The sequence below is a fragment of the Serratia sp. EC4 genome (genome assembly GCF_059652115.1).
In genome coordinates, this window is the sequence record NZ_JBNIDE010000001.1 from 218,648 (window position 1) to 233,862 (window position 15,215).

Annotated in this window: 19 protein-coding genes; 7 read left to right on the top strand and 12 right to left on the bottom strand. The window is 55.0% G+C overall.

What is annotated here, in order from left to right:
* Positions 1-49 precede the first annotated feature (49 nt).
* Entirely contained in the window at positions 50-1,585 is a 1,536-nt protein-coding gene (locus ACP39K_RS01005) for a phospholipase D family protein (RefSeq protein WP_033640323.1), read from the top strand.
* Here the strand turns inward: ACP39K_RS01005 and ACP39K_RS01010 are convergent.
* A complete protein-coding gene (locus tag ACP39K_RS01010; protein WP_042706934.1) occupies positions 1,545-1,922 on the bottom strand; it encodes a thioredoxin family protein in 378 nt (125 codons plus the stop codon). The two genes, ACP39K_RS01005 and ACP39K_RS01010, sit on opposite strands and share 41 nt — an antisense overlap.
* On the bottom strand, positions 1,919-2,335 hold the full coding sequence (locus ACP39K_RS01015) for an MAPEG family protein (protein ID WP_232065837.1): 417 nt from the start codon (positions 2,333-2,335) through the stop codon (positions 1,919-1,921). The genes ACP39K_RS01010 and ACP39K_RS01015 overlap by 4 nt, the downstream gene beginning before the upstream one ends.
* A 191-nt stretch (positions 2,336-2,526) precedes the next feature.
* Here ACP39K_RS01015 and ACP39K_RS01020 point away from each other — a divergent pair, with 191 nt between their 5' ends.
* Positions 2,527-2,841 carry an ArsR/SmtB family transcription factor gene (locus ACP39K_RS01020; protein WP_089184616.1) on the top strand — a complete coding sequence of 105 codons (315 nt, stop codon included), beginning with the start codon at positions 2,527-2,529 and terminating at the stop codon, positions 2,839-2,841.
* A 30-nt stretch (positions 2,842-2,871) separates the two neighbouring features.
* Here ACP39K_RS01020 and ACP39K_RS01025 read toward each other — a convergent pair whose 3' ends face one another.
* The gene (locus ACP39K_RS01025; protein WP_072009664.1) at positions 2,872-3,285 is read right to left on the bottom strand and encodes an energy transducer TonB; all 414 of its coding nucleotides are present in this window, start codon (positions 3,283-3,285) and stop codon (positions 2,872-2,874) included.
* Positions 3,286-3,578: 293 nt separating this feature from the next.
* Here ACP39K_RS01025 and ACP39K_RS01030 point away from each other — a divergent pair, with 293 nt between their 5' ends.
* Entirely contained in the window at positions 3,579-4,664 is a 1,086-nt protein-coding gene (locus ACP39K_RS01030; RefSeq protein ID WP_497008229.1) for an NAD(P)-dependent alcohol dehydrogenase, read from the top strand.
* Between the two features lie 43 nt (positions 4,665-4,707).
* Here ACP39K_RS01030 and ACP39K_RS01035 read toward each other — a convergent pair whose 3' ends face one another.
* The 3 genes from ACP39K_RS01035 to ACP39K_RS01045 all read right to left on the bottom strand — a co-directional run bounded on the left by ACP39K_RS01035 (position 4,708) and on the right by ACP39K_RS01045 (position 7,826).
* Positions 4,708-5,649 carry a sugar phosphate isomerase/epimerase family protein gene (locus ACP39K_RS01035; protein WP_048795022.1) on the bottom strand — a complete coding sequence of 314 codons (942 nt, stop codon included), beginning with the start codon at positions 5,647-5,649 and terminating at the stop codon, positions 4,708-4,710.
* A 10-nt stretch (positions 5,650-5,659) separates the two neighbouring features.
* Positions 5,660-6,835 (bottom strand): Gfo/Idh/MocA family protein, encoded by a 1,176-nt coding sequence (locus ACP39K_RS01040; protein WP_147827337.1) that lies wholly within the window; start codon positions 6,833-6,835, stop codon positions 5,660-5,662.
* A gap of 67 nt (positions 6,836-6,902) precedes the next feature.
* On the bottom strand, positions 6,903-7,826 hold the full coding sequence (locus tag ACP39K_RS01045; protein WP_033640306.1) for a substrate-binding domain-containing protein: 924 nt from the start codon (positions 7,824-7,826) through the stop codon (positions 6,903-6,905).
* Between the two features lie 317 nt (positions 7,827-8,143).
* Here ACP39K_RS01045 and ACP39K_RS01050 point away from each other — a divergent pair, with 317 nt between their 5' ends.
* Positions 8,144-9,166 carry a LacI family DNA-binding transcriptional regulator gene (locus ACP39K_RS01050; RefSeq protein WP_497008230.1) on the top strand — a complete coding sequence of 341 codons (1,023 nt, stop codon included), beginning with the start codon at positions 8,144-8,146 and terminating at the stop codon, positions 9,164-9,166.
* A gap of 34 nt (positions 9,167-9,200) precedes the next feature.
* Here the strand turns inward: ACP39K_RS01050 and ACP39K_RS01055 are convergent, their stop codons facing one another.
* Positions 9,201-9,863 (bottom strand): hypothetical protein, encoded by a 663-nt coding sequence (locus ACP39K_RS01055; RefSeq protein WP_161544727.1) that lies wholly within the window; start codon positions 9,861-9,863, stop codon positions 9,201-9,203.
* A gap of 310 nt (positions 9,864-10,173) precedes the next feature.
* Here ACP39K_RS01055 and ACP39K_RS01060 point away from each other — a divergent pair, with 310 nt between their 5' ends.
* Positions 10,174-10,560, top strand: coding sequence for a GrpB family protein (locus ACP39K_RS01060; RefSeq protein WP_497008231.1), 387 nt, complete (start codon positions 10,174-10,176; stop codon positions 10,558-10,560).
* Positions 10,561-10,710: 150 nt separating this feature from the next.
* On the opposite strand, the gene ACP39K_RS01065 is transcribed toward ACP39K_RS01060, so the two are convergent.
* The gene (locus tag ACP39K_RS01065; protein ID WP_497008373.1) at positions 10,711-11,091 is read right to left on the bottom strand and encodes a nuclear transport factor 2 family protein; all 381 of its coding nucleotides are present in this window, start codon (positions 11,089-11,091) and stop codon (positions 10,711-10,713) included.
* Between the two features lie 204 nt (positions 11,092-11,295).
* Between ACP39K_RS01065 and ACP39K_RS01070 the strand changes: the two genes are divergently transcribed.
* Positions 11,296-11,673 (top strand): VOC family protein, encoded by a 378-nt coding sequence (locus tag ACP39K_RS01070; protein WP_016927710.1) that lies wholly within the window; start codon positions 11,296-11,298, stop codon positions 11,671-11,673.
* 220 nt (positions 11,674-11,893) lie between these two features.
* On the opposite strand, the gene ACP39K_RS01075 is transcribed toward ACP39K_RS01070, so the two are convergent.
* The gene (locus ACP39K_RS01075; RefSeq protein WP_033640301.1) at positions 11,894-12,829 is read right to left on the bottom strand and encodes a GlxA family transcriptional regulator; all 936 of its coding nucleotides are present in this window, start codon (positions 12,827-12,829) and stop codon (positions 11,894-11,896) included.
* Between the two features lie 113 nt (positions 12,830-12,942).
* Between ACP39K_RS01075 and ACP39K_RS01080 the strand changes: the two genes are divergently transcribed.
* On the top strand, positions 12,943-13,740 hold the full coding sequence (locus ACP39K_RS01080; protein ID WP_016927707.1) for an SDR family NAD(P)-dependent oxidoreductase: 798 nt from the start codon (positions 12,943-12,945) through the stop codon (positions 13,738-13,740).
* Positions 13,741-13,754: 14 nt separating this feature from the next.
* On the opposite strand, the gene ACP39K_RS01085 is transcribed toward ACP39K_RS01080, so the two are convergent.
* The 3 genes from ACP39K_RS01085 to ACP39K_RS01095 all read right to left on the bottom strand — a co-directional run bounded on the left by ACP39K_RS01085 (position 13,755) and on the right by ACP39K_RS01095 (position 15,188).
* The gene (locus tag ACP39K_RS01085; protein ID WP_497008232.1) at positions 13,755-14,216 is read right to left on the bottom strand and encodes a carboxymuconolactone decarboxylase family protein; all 462 of its coding nucleotides are present in this window, start codon (positions 14,214-14,216) and stop codon (positions 13,755-13,757) included.
* A 3-nt stretch (positions 14,217-14,219) separates the two neighbouring features.
* Positions 14,220-14,657: a cupin domain-containing protein gene (locus ACP39K_RS01090; protein ID WP_065426207.1), complete on the bottom strand. Its 438-nt coding sequence runs from the start codon at positions 14,655-14,657 to the stop codon at positions 14,220-14,222.
* A 75-nt stretch (positions 14,658-14,732) separates the two neighbouring features.
* Entirely contained in the window at positions 14,733-15,188 is a 456-nt protein-coding gene (locus ACP39K_RS01095; protein ID WP_033640296.1) for a carboxymuconolactone decarboxylase family protein, read from the bottom strand.
* Between the last annotated feature and the right edge of the window lie 27 nt (positions 15,189-15,215).

Genomic DNA, 15,215 nt, shown 5'->3' on the forward strand with positions numbered 1-15,215 from the left:
AACCTAATGACGTATAAAGCAAAGCAGTCAACCTCCGAGGCCGCTTCCCGTGATAAAAATTGTCGTGTATCTGATTATCGCCGTGACGATCGCCATTATTGCGGCAAGAGTCATCTTTCGTTTGCCGGATATTTCGCAGCGTTCGCCGCAGGCGGCGTTGCCGGCGGATCCTACCGCGCTATTGCCGGCGCGGGCCGCCGAACAGATGGCGGCACATCCCGGCCTGAGCGGCGTGGTGCCGCTGGTCAGCGGCCACGATGCGTTCGCCAGCCGCCTGGCGCTGGCGCGGATGGCGGAAAGGTCTATCGATGCCCAGTACTATATCTGGCATAACGACACCTCCGGGCAGATCCTGCTGAAAACCTTGTATGACGCCGCCCAGCGCGGCGTGCGCGTGCGGCTGCTCTTGGATGATAACGGCGTCGCCATGGACGAGACCCTGGCGGCGCTGAACGCCCAGGAAAACGTCGAGATCCGTCTGTTCAACCCCTCAACCGTGCGCACGCCGAAGTTGGCCGGCTACGCCTTTGACTTTATGCGCATGAACCGGCGCATGCATAACAAGTCTTATATCGTCGACGGCGCTGTGGCGATCATCGGCGGCCGCAACATCGGCGACGAGTATTTCCAGGTCGGCGACGAAAACTATTTCCTCGATCTCGACGTGTTGAGCGTCGGCAACGTGGTGGCGGAAACCGCCGAGGTCTTCGATCGCTACTGGAACAGCGCTTCGGTGTTTGGCGTTGAGCAAATTATCCGAGGCAAAGGCAATCTTTCTGCTTTCCTGACGCAGGCCACCGCGACCGAAAGCAGCGACCGGGCCCGCAAACTGGCGGTGCAGCTGGAAACCAGTGCGGTGCGTTTTCGCGATGGCGCCGTGCAGCCGGAATTCACTCAGGTCGAGCTGGTGGCCGACGATCCGGCGAAAGGGTTGGGTAGGGCTTCGCGCGATCGTTTGATGGTGACGCAGCTCAGCAAGATCATCGGCGGCGTCAACCAGCAATTGGATCTGGTCTCCGCCTATTTCGTGCCGGGCCGGGAAGGGGCAAGCTTTTTTGAATCGCTTGCCAAACAGGGGAAGTCCATCCGCGTGCTGACCAACGCGATGAACACCACCGACGTGCTGGTGGTGCATGCGGGCTATGCCAAATACCGACGTGAGCTGCTGCAGGCGGGCGTGGAGCTGTTCGAGTTGAAATTGCGCGCCGGCCAACCGACGGGGCGCAAGGAGCTTAAACCGCTAGGGTTGTCCGGCGCGGCGCTGCACGCGAAAACCTTCGCCATCGACGATAAGCGGGTGTTTATCGGTTCGTTCAATTTCGATCCGCGCTCGGCGCACCTGAACTGCGAAATGGGATTCTTGATCGACAGCCCGACGTTGGCGGCCGACACCCGTCAACTGTTTGATGGCCCGCTCGAGTATGCCGCCTATCGGCCGACATTGACGCCCAAGGGCAAAATGGTGTGGAACGAAGCCTTCGAAGACGGCCACACCGAGGTGCATCAACAAGAGCCCGGCGCCGGCTGGGTAAAACGCATCGTTCTCACCGTGGCCGGCTGGCTGCCGATCGAGTGGATGTTGTAACGGCGGCGAATGCCGCCGCCACCCGTTGAGTCAACCGTTGCAAGGGAACCTCACCCGCGATGATTGCGATGAGGCGCGCATCCTCAAACAGGGCGAGGGAGGGCACGGATTTGATGCCGAACGCAGGGGCGAGCGTCGGCGCCAGCGCGACGTCAATGCTGCCGAAGGCGATCTCGTTGGCGTGACGGTGCAGCTGTTCAACGATCCCCTGCATATTCTGGCAGGGGCGGCACCAGGATGCGGAAAAGTAGAGGATGGCCCGCTGCCCCTCGGGTTTGTCTGCGTCATAGAGGAAACGGGTCACCGCATGGGGCTCCGCCAGGTTCGTGATCGTCATGGCAGGCTCCTGACGATCTCCATCCCCATCCAAAACATCGTGACGATTTGTGTGAAAAAGAAAGCGAAGCGCCAGGTGGCGACGTTTTCCGTCTGCTCGAAACCGATGTGAACCAGACTCTGCGCCATGCGCGCGCCGAGCAGGACCAGAGACAAGACATTCAGCGTGGTGCTTTCCACCTGAAATACGGCTATCGCCACAACGAGGGCCGTATAAACCGGCAAATTCTCAATGCAGTTGCGATGCGCCGCAATGGCGCGCTGGTAGCCATCGCTGCCCTGCGGTTTGTTCGCTTGCCATTCGCTGACCGTGGCGCGGCCGGTTAAAATTCTGGACCAGCGATAAACGCCGACGGTGCCGAATAGAATCAATAATGTCCAGCCGGCAAACGCCAGCAGCACCAGGGTTGGCATATTCATAACGCATTCTCACTTGTGTAGGGGAAGGCCGGCGGCCTCAGGGAGAGCCAATCGGCTTGAATACAAGGTTATATTAGGATTGCATAAATTAGCAATACCTAATTTAATAAATGCTAATGTAATGCTGTGCCAGCGCCTGAAAGCCGCTATAATGCGGCTGAATGATGACGGGGCGGTGATTGACCATGAATGCAAAAGCTAAGCAGGATCCCTTTTTGATCGACGGAGCGGTTGAAGCCGCCAGGCTGTTGAAAGCGATAGGCAATGAACACCGCTTGCTGGTGCTTTGCCTGCTATTGAAACACGATGAGATTGCCGTGGGGGAGCTACAACAGTTGGTGCCGCTCAGCCAATCGGCGCTGTCGCAGCATCTGGCGAAAATGCGCAATGAAGGTCTGGTGACGTACCGACGCGAAGCGCAAACCTTGTTTTACCGCATCGATAACCCAAACGTGGCGAAAGTGATCGCCACGCTCAGAGAGATTTACGCGCCGAAGTGAACAGGGCGTTGATCGCCGGCCGAGATTCGCTTATCGGTTGGCATCTGCATCACCAGAGAGTTTAAAAGTAAACAACGCCGTTTCATGAACACGGCCCGGTGTCCAGCAGCTGCGTGCGATGGCGCTTTTGGTGTCGCGATAGAACTCTGGGGTGCCCGTCAGCACGATATTTCTGGCTTTACCCTTATCATCAACATCAAACGTTGCGCTCACTTCGCCTTCGCGTTTTTCTGCCTTCGCAGAGGCGGAATAGTGTGGCCGCTCATAAAAAACTTGTCCGTCGCATCCCAGGTTAGGCGGTTGCTTTGCCGTTGGAACATCGCTGCCTGCACGCCAGGCATAAACGCAATCATTCACCGCACTGGCTTTTTCACAGCCATCAGGCTGCATTGGCACGCAGCCGGCAAGTGCCAGGCTCAGCGGGAGGAGGGGGAGTCGTGACATGGCATTTCCTGCATGACTTATCAATCAGATAACGTATATTTTCGCTGAGCGTAGAGTATTTGGAAAGAGAAATGATGCAGCGTCTGTCGATATAAATCGACCGTGTTTTTCGGCAGCGTGACAAAGCAGATTTTATTGGATGTTATTTTATTGAATTATATTTTTTATATTATTTACCGATAAAGATTACTGGCGTGTTTAATTATTTCCCAAGGCGGTAAAATCGGAAAAAATGACCGATTGGATTATTCTTTTCTGTAGCCACTTCGGCAGAAACCAAAGGATCTTCCGCCATGCGCATGATGAAAGCCGCTGCCTTTATCGAAAAGGGGCGAATAGAACTCATTGAAAAACCTATTCCTTCCCCTGGCCCCAACGATGCCTTGCTCAAAATAACCACGACGACAATCTGCGGCACGGATATTCATATCCTCAAGGGAGAGTACGCGGTGCCGCGTAGGTTGACCATTGGCCATGAGCCGGTCGGCATTATTGAAAAGTTGGGAAGCAATGTTAAAGGCTTTCAAGAGGGGCAGCGGGCATTGGCTGGGGCTATTTGCCCCTCTTTTACCTCCTATTCATGTCAGGACGGCTTTCCCGCGCAGGACGGTTCCTATTTACCCGAATGCCGCTGCCATGGCTATAAAGCCACGGCGGGTTGGCGCTTCGGCAACGTTATCGACGGCACTCAGGCTGAATATGTCTTGGTGCCTGATGCGGAAGCTAATCTGGCGCTCATCCCCGACGGTCTGACGGATGAACAGGTGCTGATGTGCCCGGATGTGATGTCTACCGGTTTTAAAGGCGCGGAAAATGCCAACATTAACATTGGTGACACGGTGGCCATCTTCGCCCAGGGACCGATCGGTTTATGCGCCACTGCGGGCGCTCGCCTGCAGGGCGCCAGCCTGATTATTGCCATCAGCAGCTCTCCCGAAAAGCTGATGATGGCGGGAAAAATGGGGGCAAACGTCTTGTTGAATTACAAGGAAACCGATGTGATTGATGAAATATTCAAGATTACGGCAGGGCGCGGCGTGGATGCCAGCATCGAGTGTTTGGGGACGCAGGCCACCTTTAATCAGGCGCTGCGAGTCTTAAAACCCGGTGGCACATTGTCCAGCCTTGGCGTCTATAGCGACGATATTCAATTGCCTGTCGAGGCGTTTGCCTATGGGCTGGGCGATCATACGATTCGGTCGGCTCTGTGCCCCGGCGGCAAGGAACGGATGCGCAGAATGATGAACGTGATCCAGCATGGCGGTTTGGATCTCACGCCGTTCGTGACGCATCGTTTTCAACTGGAGAATATTGCCGAGGCTTACCACCTGTTCTCCGAAAAGCGCGATGGCGTGATTAAGTTGGCGATAACCCCGTAACGTGATGAACTCTGCGCAGCGGCCGTGGCCGCCGCGCAGGGTGTTATTGGCTGATCGTCTGCTGTAGCGCCTGAACGGAAGAGACGATGCCGGCATCGACCGACATGGTCAAGTCTTCCATTTCCAACGACACCCAGTCGTTGTAGCCCATCATGCGCACCACCGAGAAGAATTCCTTCCACCACTGCAGATCCCGGCCGCAGCCAACGGCGACATAGTTCCAGGCGCGGCCGGCCACCTCGTCGATCGGTTTGGTTTCCAGCAGTCCGTTAACTTCGACGACACCGCGTTCCAGGCGAACGTCTTTGCCGTGTACATGGTGAATGGCGGGGCCAAGGGCGCGAGCGACCGCGATGGGATCCGCGCCCATCCAGATCAAATGGCTGGGATCGAGGTTCAGGCCCACCATCGGGCCAACGGCCTCGCGCAACCGGAACAGCGTTTCCGGGTTCCACACCAGCATGGCGCTGAAGTTTTCCAGCGCAAAGCGCTCGACGCCGCACGCTTTGGCTCGGGCGACCAGCGCCTGCCAATAGGGGATCGCCACCTCATTCCATTGATAGTCCAGACAGTTTTTCACCGTCGGCGGCCAGCTGACGGTATAGGTGATCCAGTTGGGGATGGTGTCATGCGGGCTGGCCGGCGGCAGGCCGCTCATCATGACGATTTTCTTCACCCCCAGCAGGCCGGCCAGCTCCAGCGTATTGTCGGTTTGGCGCAGATGGCGCTGCCCCAGCTCGCCCGGATCGAGCGGATTGCCGGAGACATTGAGCGCGGCGATCTCCATGCCGCGGCTGGCCAGCGCTTGCTGCAGCTGCCGGCGTTTGGCGGGGTTGGCCAGCAGTTCCTCGGTATCCAGATGGGGCGCCGGGGACCAACCGCCGGTGGTCATCTCCACGCCGCGCACCCCCAGCTCCAGCAGCCGATCCAGCATCGGCTCGAAGGGTAAATGGCCCAGGCTGTCGGTACAGAACGAAAGTTTCATGGTGCTTTCCTTATTGGTAATTAACCCAGGTGGCGCCGTTGTCGGCGGAACGAACGCAGTTTTCAATCCAGCGCACGCCTTCCAATCCGGCATCGATATCCGGATAGATCAGCGCGGCCAGCGTCTGCCGATCGCCGCGCTGACTGGCGCTGATGGCGATGGCGAACTTGAGGTAAATATTGGCCCAGGATTCGGCTAGCCCTTCGGTATGCAGCGCGCCGAGCCGCTCTTCTGCCAGCGCGCAGTCGTCCAGATAGGGCATGCCGTGGTGCAGCGTTTGGTTGGGCCGCCCCTGGATCTCATAGCGCAATTCGCCGGGCGTGGAATCGCTCCATTGCAGGCTGGCGCGTGAGCCCACCACGCGAATGCTTTGGCTGTCCATCGCGCCCGCATTGATGGCGGAGGCCCACATGCGCCCGACGGCGCCGTTTTCGTAGTGCATCAGCACCATGGCATTGTCTTCCAGCGGGGCGCGGGAAGGGATAAAGCTCTGGCGATCGCACAGCAGGGAGGCAATTTTCATGTCGGGCATGACCAGCTGTGAGATGTAGAAGGTGTGGGTGGAAATGTCGCCCAGCACAAAGGAGGGGCCGGCGATTTTCGGATCGACGCGCCACTTTTGCGCCTCGAACGTGTCCGCGCTTTCGTTGGCGTTGAAGCCATGGGTGTACTGCAATTCGACCATGCGTATTTCGCCGATGTCGCCGTTCGCGATCATGGCGCGCATCTGCATCAGCAGCGGATGCCCGGAGAAGCCATAGGTTACGCCGACGATCAGGCCTTTCTCCGCCGCCAGCGCCTTGATTTCTCTCGCCTCCGCCGTAGTGAAGAACAGCGGTTTTTCGCAGATGACATGCAGGCCGGCATTCAGCGCGGCGCGCGTGATTTCATAATGGGTGCCGTTAGGGGTGGCGATGGTCACCACCTCAACGCCATCTTCGCGGTTGGCCTCTTGTTTCAGCAACTGCTGATAGTCGTCATAGCAGCGTTCGGCGGGCACGCCGAGATTGACGCCAAACTCACGCCCGCGCGCCGCGTCGATATCAAAAGCGCCGGCAACCAGCCGATAGGCGGTATTGTCGCGCAGTGCGCCGGAACGGTGCTTGTAGCCCACCTGACTGAGGCGGCCGCCGCCGATCATCGCCCAACGCAGCGGGCGAGGGATGCTTCTTTCACCATTTAACATGCTGACTCCTGACACTGTGGTTTTGCACTCGGGTGCAAAGCGGGTTAAAAAAGAGGGTGGCAACGGTTTATTTCTGGTTCATCTGCGCAAATTGCGGGTAGTTTTCTCGCGTCACGGTGGCATAAGGCACCCAGTTGTAAGACTCGGTTTTGGCGTGATCCAACATCGCTCGGGTCACTTGCACCGCGCCGATCGCCTGGGCTTTGGCATCCTGGAAAATGGTCACCGCCAGGTCGCCGTTTTTGATAAATTGCAGGCCGTCGGGCGTGCCGTCGATACCGGCAACCCGTACGCCGTTCTTTTTGGCCTGCTTCAGCGCCATGATCGCGCCGATGGCCATCTCATCGTTGTTGGCGGCGATCGCATCGATCGGTACGCCGTTCAGCAACCAGCCGGAAACCACGTCGACCGCTTCATTGCGTTGCCATTTCGCAGTCTGTTTCTCTACCACTTTCAGCTCTTTGTGTTTGGCGATCACCGCTTCCACCGCGCGGGTGCGCTCGCGGGTTTCTTCGTTGGAGAGGGCGCCCATCAGGATCGCCACGTTGCCGCGGTAATTCATTTTTTTCGCCAGGGCCTCCATCTGCAGGCGGCCGCTGAGCGCCGAGTCGGAGCCGACGTAGGCCGTCGCGCCGCTCAGCGGTACTTCGGGTTTGCGGTTGACGAAGATAAGGGGGATAGCGGCGCGTTTGGCGGCCGCTATCATCGGCTGGACGCCTTGCGTATCGACCGGGTTGAGGATAATGGCGTCCACGCCCTGATTAATCAGATCGTCTACCTGCTGCACCTGCAGGGCGACATCGCCTTTGGCATCGACGAACTGGCCTTGCAGCTGCTGCGCAGCCAGTTCACGCGCCATTTGGCTGCGCAGGATGGAGACGAAGTTGAGATCGAAATTGGCCAGCGCCACGCCGACCTGATAGCTCTTGGCCTGAGCGGTCATGACAAACAGCGAGCAGGCTAACATCAACAACAGTCTGGTTTTTTTCATTACGGTATCCTGTTGAGAAGAGAGGTGTTATGTAAAAACAGTTCTTTTGCAACCGGGTGCAAATCAGAAGAAAAAACCGCGATGAGTCTCTGAATGCCACCGTGAATGTCGGCCATGGATAAAATTTGGTCAACAGGGGAAAGGTGAAAACAGCGCGGACGATCACAAACTCTTTACGGCTTGCACCCGGTTGCACAACAAATTGCAATCGGGTGCAAAAACGATACATAATTGCAGCAGGTATGCCGGCAGGCGCTTAGGGGATCTGAGCGAGCAGGGTATAGTTTGACTTCACCGAAGCAGGGATCGACGCAACCATGATAAAACACCACAAAGCCACCGCCAGCGACGTCGCCGAAAAGGCCGGCGTCTCTAAATGGACGGTATCGCGCGCCTTTACGCCCGGTGCGTCGATCTCGGACAACGCGCGTGAAAGCGTATTGGCGGCGGCCGCCGAGCTGGGCTATCGGCCAAACCTGCTGGCGCGCAGCCTGTCGCAAAAACGCACGCACATCATTGGCGTAGCCATCGACGAGATGAAGAACCCGCATTCGATGATGATGCTCGATATGGTCACCAAACAGCTGCAAACTCGCGGTTATATGGCGCTGCTGCTGAACATCACCGCGGGGGAAAACTACCGGGCGGTGATGGCGATGGCCGATCAGCTGCAGGTCGATGGCATTCTGTTCCTGGCGACGGTGTTAACCAAAGAGTGGGCGGCGATCGCGCAAGATCTGCATCAGATCCCGCTGGTGCAGGTGTGCCGCAATACGGAAAGCGAACACATTGATGTGGTAAACATAGACGGTTACCGCGCCGGCGAAGAGATCGCCACGCTGCTGATAGAGCAAGGTCATCGGCGCTTTGGCTACATGAAGGGGCCGGATACGCAAAGCAGCCATTTGCTGCGCATGGAAGGCTACCGCGACAAACTGATGGCCGCCGGCTTTCAGCTGGATCGGGTTCTCACCGCCGGCCACTACGATCGCCAGCGCGGTTTCCAACTGATGAGTGAATACCTGCAGGCAACGCCGGAAAGCGAGCGGGTTGAGGCGCTGTTCTGCGAGAACGACGTGCTGGCGCTGGGGGCGCTCGAAGCGCTCAGGCAAGTGGCGCCGTCGTCCGCGATGGCCGTGGTGGGCTTCGACGATATCGATGAGGCCGGCTCAGCCAACTGGGCGCTGACCAGCTACAGCCAACGCATCGACCGACTGGTCGAAGAAGCCTTGAATCGCCTGATCGACAATCGCGCCACGGCAGACGGCGCCTGGCGGCACGGAGAATTGCGGGTTCGGCGGTCGCATGTGAAGCAAGAGGGAATTCAGATCGCTGATTGAGTTCATGGCGGATAATATTTCCGCCATGCTAAAATTATGGAGTTTCATCTGGCACAGAGATAAGCCAGGGTGTAGCAGAGCCATTTTTTATGGCCTCAAGATAATTTTCCACCATAATCTGATTTTTTTCAGACATTTCACAAAATATTACCAGTTGGCCGAATAGTTCAGTGTCATCATTGATTTCATCAGGAATTACTTCCGGAACGAATGTAATAGCGCGTTTAGACAACGTTCGCACGGTGAATTTTTTGCCAAACTCAGGTTGGCTATCAAACGCATTAACGCCTATTTCAAGTAAATTCAAAGAGGGTGAATAGATGGCATACCATGATTTTTGGTAGCAAAAAATCCCACTTTTAAATTCTGGCATTGCTTTGAAATTAATTGTGTTTTCCGTTTTTATTCGCTTTATGGCAGTTAATGTATACTTTTTCGTTGAGTACAGATCCTTGAGAAAAATGGCAGCACATAAAAAAACAAAGCCTGCTGAAAGAAAAGAAAATATGGTAATCAGAATGCCAGTGGCAGAAAGATCTGAATTGAGAAGGAACATTATCGTAATAGCGACAACTAGAAATAAAGCTATATTTATCAACCCATCTTTTTTTGTTATGTCCTTCCTGAATTTCACAATGAAATAAATTACTGCAGCAAAGACTAAACCATAAAAAAAGAGTAATGACCGATCGGGCATGATTCCATTCGCCAAAAAATTGATATTGCGTGTAATTTATAGTAATGGTTTAAAATAAGCAATATCCGGTTTGATTTTCAACCGTTACGACAGGAATCACATCCGCTTAAATCTGAACCCCTGTGTGAGTTTCTTGTCTCCAGATTTCACGTAGCGCGATCAAAAAAGCAGGGGATTTCTGGCCAATACCGGCAGGTAGGCGCCATAGAAACCATGCCCGGTCATCATTATTGGAGCAGGAAATGACAGAGCGCATACTGGCCGGCATGTTAACGGCAATTCATCAGCAGGAGCTGCCGCGATTGATATCTTGTTAGAAGTTGAAAGCCTGGCGGCGTTGGATGGTTTGAATGACAGGATGCATGATATGAGTTCTACGCCGCGCGGCGAGAACGGCATAGCCGGCAGGCGTTACTACATCAAGGGAAACGGCAATCATGCATTTACTGCAGGAAGTGAACAGGCGATCCGACATTTGGCGTTCAGAGATTATCTGCGCAAGCATCATGATGTTGCTCAGCAATATGCGGCAATCAAACGTCAGGCAGTAGAAGACAGCCGGCAAAACCCGGCGGCTTATGGCCGGTTGAAAAACGAATTTGTTCAGCGGCATGAGCAGTTGGCGCTGGCCTGGTTGGCCGCAGGAGAAACCCCAAGAATCAGGCCTGGACGGCAGAATCCACATATCATCACTTAGGTGCGCATAATGTATATTATGTTAAATTGCATTATTGGGTACGCACCGGGATTAGCCCTGCACATCATCTCTTGCCTCACCTTCAACGTTATCATTCCGACATTCCATTTTCCCGCCAGGCTTACTGTCACTCGCCGCTTTCAACCGCAATCAATTATCAGTCGGCGTACCTTGATTAAATCGCATCTGCCAACCCTCTTTATCTTTCAGGAGCCAAATCGATGAGCGCTCAGTGCAACGAACGGCGCGGCCCTGTGCGTCACGCTGAAAACTTTTATACGTCAGCAACACGGCGCCTTCGCTGATTTGCGCCAGCTTAAAAGCTTCGGCGACAATCTGCGGATAATCCGTTTCCATCTCCAGCGCCGCAACGGTCTGGCGCTTGTCATAGCGCAGCCCTGAACGACCAATCTCTTCAAAGTCTTCATGCAACAATGCCGCGACACGTTTCGGATCGCAGCGCGTCGTTGGCTGGTGCAGTTCAACCTCAAGCGCCTGAATTTGGCTAAGCCACTCTGCAAAATGGGTCAACATGCCCTCCTTTTTGATCGCGCTACGTGAAATCTGATAAAACGTGGCGGCTACGATACTGTAGATTTCACCCAAACGCGTCACTTAAACAGGCAGTATTTGCACGCTAAATGCGCATTGGCGCGCGTTTGATCGCTTTCGGCACGCACCTCGGCGTTGGCTATACTGAATGGGAACATTCCTCCTCGCTCCAGGAGCCTCCCCATGTTTGATCATGTGAAATTTGGCGTCAGCGACTTTGCCCTCAGCAAAGCGTTTTTCCTCAATGCGCTGGCGCCACTGGGCGTAAAAATCGTTGCCGAAGGCGACCCCGGCTATGGCATTGAGTTGTGTCCCGAACGGGGTAATGTGTCATTATGCCTGTTTCAGACCGATGAAAAGCCGGCGCATCTGCACCTGGCATTTGCCGCAAGCAGCCGTGAGCAGGTCGATGCGTTCTACCACGCCGCGCTAAACGCCGGCGGCAAAGACAATGGCGCGCCCGGTTTGCGGCCCAATTACCATGCCCATTACTATGCGGCATTTGTGATCGCCCCGGATGGCCACAATATCGAGGCGGTTTGCCACAACCCGATGGACTAATGATTTCTCTAGTTAAAACAGTCTGTTAGTTATGACCTCACACAATCTATTTAACATAACATTGTGATGCTCGCTAACCCTGTTCTGGCCGCCATTCTTCATATTTCCAGTAAAGCGGATGGCGATCCGTTACTTTGGCAGCCCCATCGCGGAGTAAAATATTCTGTAGGCTGATGTCATTGACGCTGCTCTTCCCTACTCTCCTTATATCTGAAGTCCCTCAGCCTTCAGTATGGCGTACCTGACGACGAATAACTTGCGGCGGCTGCCCAATCGTACGAATAAAAGCGCGTCGCATACGTTCTCTGTCGATAAATCCTGTTTGCCTGGCGATCTCATCCAGCGAACTGTTGCTCTCCTCTAACATCGCCCGCGCCGATTCCAGCCGCAGATACTCAACGGCCCTTGCCGGCGACTGTCCGGTTTCCGCCTGAAAGATACGGCTGAATTGACGAGGCGACAGATTCGCCACGTCGGCCAGTTCTTCAATATTTAGACGACGGTCCAGATTGCGGCGCGCATAGGTCAGCACCTTCTGAATGCGATCGGTTTTCGGTTCCAGCTCCAGTAGTGACGAGTACTGCGATTGCCCACCCGTGCGGCGATGGTAAAGCACCAGTTTTCGCGCTATAGACCGGGTGATATCGGGGCCCAAATCACTTTCGATTAACGCCAGAGCGAGGTCGATAGCCGCTGTCATCCCTGCTGATGTCCAGTACGGACCATCGCAAACAAATATCCGGTCTTCTTCAACCTGTATCTTCGGGTAGCGCTGCTTGAGTTCCCGGGCATACATCCAGTGCGTGGTGGCGCGATGTCCGTCCAGCATTCCGGCTTCCGCAAGCAAAAATGTCCCAATACACGCTGCTGCGACCCGACGGGCGAATGGCGCGGCGCGGCGCACGAACGCGATGGTATCGGGTGTCGCCTTTTCCATACTGGCGCCAAACAGCAAAACATCGTAATGCGTTTCAGTAAAGGCTTCCGTCACCACATCGAAGCCCGCGGATGTGCGTAACGCGCCGCCATTTTCCGAAAGCAAATGAATGTCATAGACCGGTTCCGGCAACACCATATTGGCGACTTCAAACGCGGTAATAACCGCAAAGCCCATCGGCGAATAACCGGGTGTGAGGATAAAACCGACTCTGCGCATATAGCGGACCCATCATAATCCAATGTCATAAAAAGGTGTTTATATGACATTTAAGACATAAAATGCGAGTGTTATTGTGCTCATCATTGAAAATAACCACCCTGGAGAAAAACATGAGCACATCATCAAATGGCACCGCCCTGGTGACCGGCGCTTCAAGCGGCATCGGCGCACTCTATGCCGACAGACTCGCTAAACGCGGCTACGATCTGATCCTTGTGGCGCGCAATACTGACCGTCTGGAACAGGTTGCCCAACGGATCCGCGATACTCATCATCGTCAGGTCCGTATTATCGGCGCGGACCTCGGTAACCCGCAGGAACTACGCCATGTGGAAGAGCTACTGCGTAATGAAACGTCACTGACTATGCTGGTGAATAATGCCGGTTTTGGCGCCGTAACGCCGCTTCTGGATTCGAATGTTGATGAAATGGAAGCGATGATTAACCTCAACGTCACCGCGCTGATGCGTTTAACTTATGCGGCTGCACCGGCAATGCTCGCTCGCGGAACGGGAACAATCATTAATATCGCGTCTATCGTCGCGATTAGCCCGGAAACCCTGAATGGGATTTATGGCGCAAGCAAAGCCTTTGTGCTGGCGTTCAGCCACTCTCTGCAGCACGAGCTCGGGGATAAAGGGATTCGCGTTCAGGCCGTTTTACCCGGCGCGACGGCGACCGCGTTCTGGAATGTGCCAGGCGTAGGCGGCCATGAAAATCTGCCGCAATCATGGGTCATGAAAAGCGAGGAGATGGTCGATGCCGCGCTGGCAGGTTTAGATGCCGGTGAAACGGTGACCATCCCGCCATTGCAGGACGGTGAAGAATGGAATGCCTGGGAGGCCGCTCGCCGTACCATGAGCCAGCATCTCAGCACTGCGCAGCCGGCCCCGCGTTATCGCCGTTAAGGCACGTCCATTCATTACGTCTGATGTTCCAAAACCGCCTGAGGGATATTACGAAAGCTTATCGCCAGGCGGTTGTAGGCGTTGATGAGAATGATAGCCAGCGTAAGGTCACATACCTCTTCGTCGCTGAAATAGCGCCGCAAATCTGGCGCGCGTTCACGCCGGTTTGATGAAGGGGCAATGAGCGTCATATATTCAGCCCAGGCTAACGCCGCGCGCTCCTTTAAAGAAAAAATGCCTTCGGTACAGACCCATCCCTGGAGCGCCGCCAGTTTCTCGGCGCCGACGCCCTCTTTCATCAACATACGCGTATGCAAATCAGTGCAATACGCGCAGCCGTTAATCTGGCTGACGCGTAAATTAATGAGATCGCGCAGTCGCTCGTCCAAACCGCAATGACAGAGGTAATGGTCAATGGCGCTGAATGCCTGGACGCCAGCGGAAGACGTCCGGGTGTAATCAATTCGGACGCCCATTTACTACGGCTTACTGTCTGGCGTGGTGAGCTGAGTATCTTTGGTGTCCACGACAAATACCGCCAGTAGTTTCGCCGGTTTGGTTTTGCTGGCGTTACGGCTGACAACATGGTGCGCGCCAGGATCTTCATACCAGCTTTCGCCTGCCCGATAAGTCCGTTCAGGTTGACCTTCGACCTGACTGATAATCTCGCCTTCCACGACATAGGCGTAGATAAATGAAGAAGGAGCATGCGTATGAGATGCCGATGCAGCGCCCGCAGGATAAAGGACTTCGACGGCAGTAAGCGATTTACCCGGAATGTTGGGGATCGCATGCGAAAAATTCGGTTTAACCGTCTCGCCTTGCCCCTGTGGTTCAGCGCCCTGCGCCAAAACGGTTGTTGAGAAGATCATTCCGACAGCGGCTACTGCGGATAAAAATGGATTTCTGCTTATCATATGACGGGCTCCTGACTGGAGTTGTTAAGCTTGCAGGTGTGACGCCGCGCGATCGCCACGTCACAACACGCAATATCAGGGTTTTTGCGCTTCCTGCGGTACATTGCGGAAACTGATAGCCAGACGGTTATAGGCGTTGATTAAGCCTATCGCCATCGTCAAATCCGCCAGTTCCTTATCTTCGAAAACGGCAGATGCCGCCGCAAAGGCTTCATCCGGAACATGCGTTTCAGAAACCCGGGTGACGGTCTCGGCCCAGGACAGCGCCGCCTTTTCACGCGCGGTAAAGACCTCTCCGGCTTCCTCCCAAACTTGCACCAAAGCAAGTTTGACGGGGCTGAGACCTTTCTTCAGGAGATCGCGTGTGTGCATATCCAGGCAATAAGCGCAGCCGTTAATTTGGCTGACGCGCAAATTAACCAGTTCCACGAGCGTATTCTCCAGGCCACATTGCGCGACGTAGGCATAAACACCACCGAGCGCTTTAACCCCTGCCGGAGAAGTTTTAGTATAATCAATGCGTTGACTCATTTTTTATTTCCTTTATCGTTGAAACTG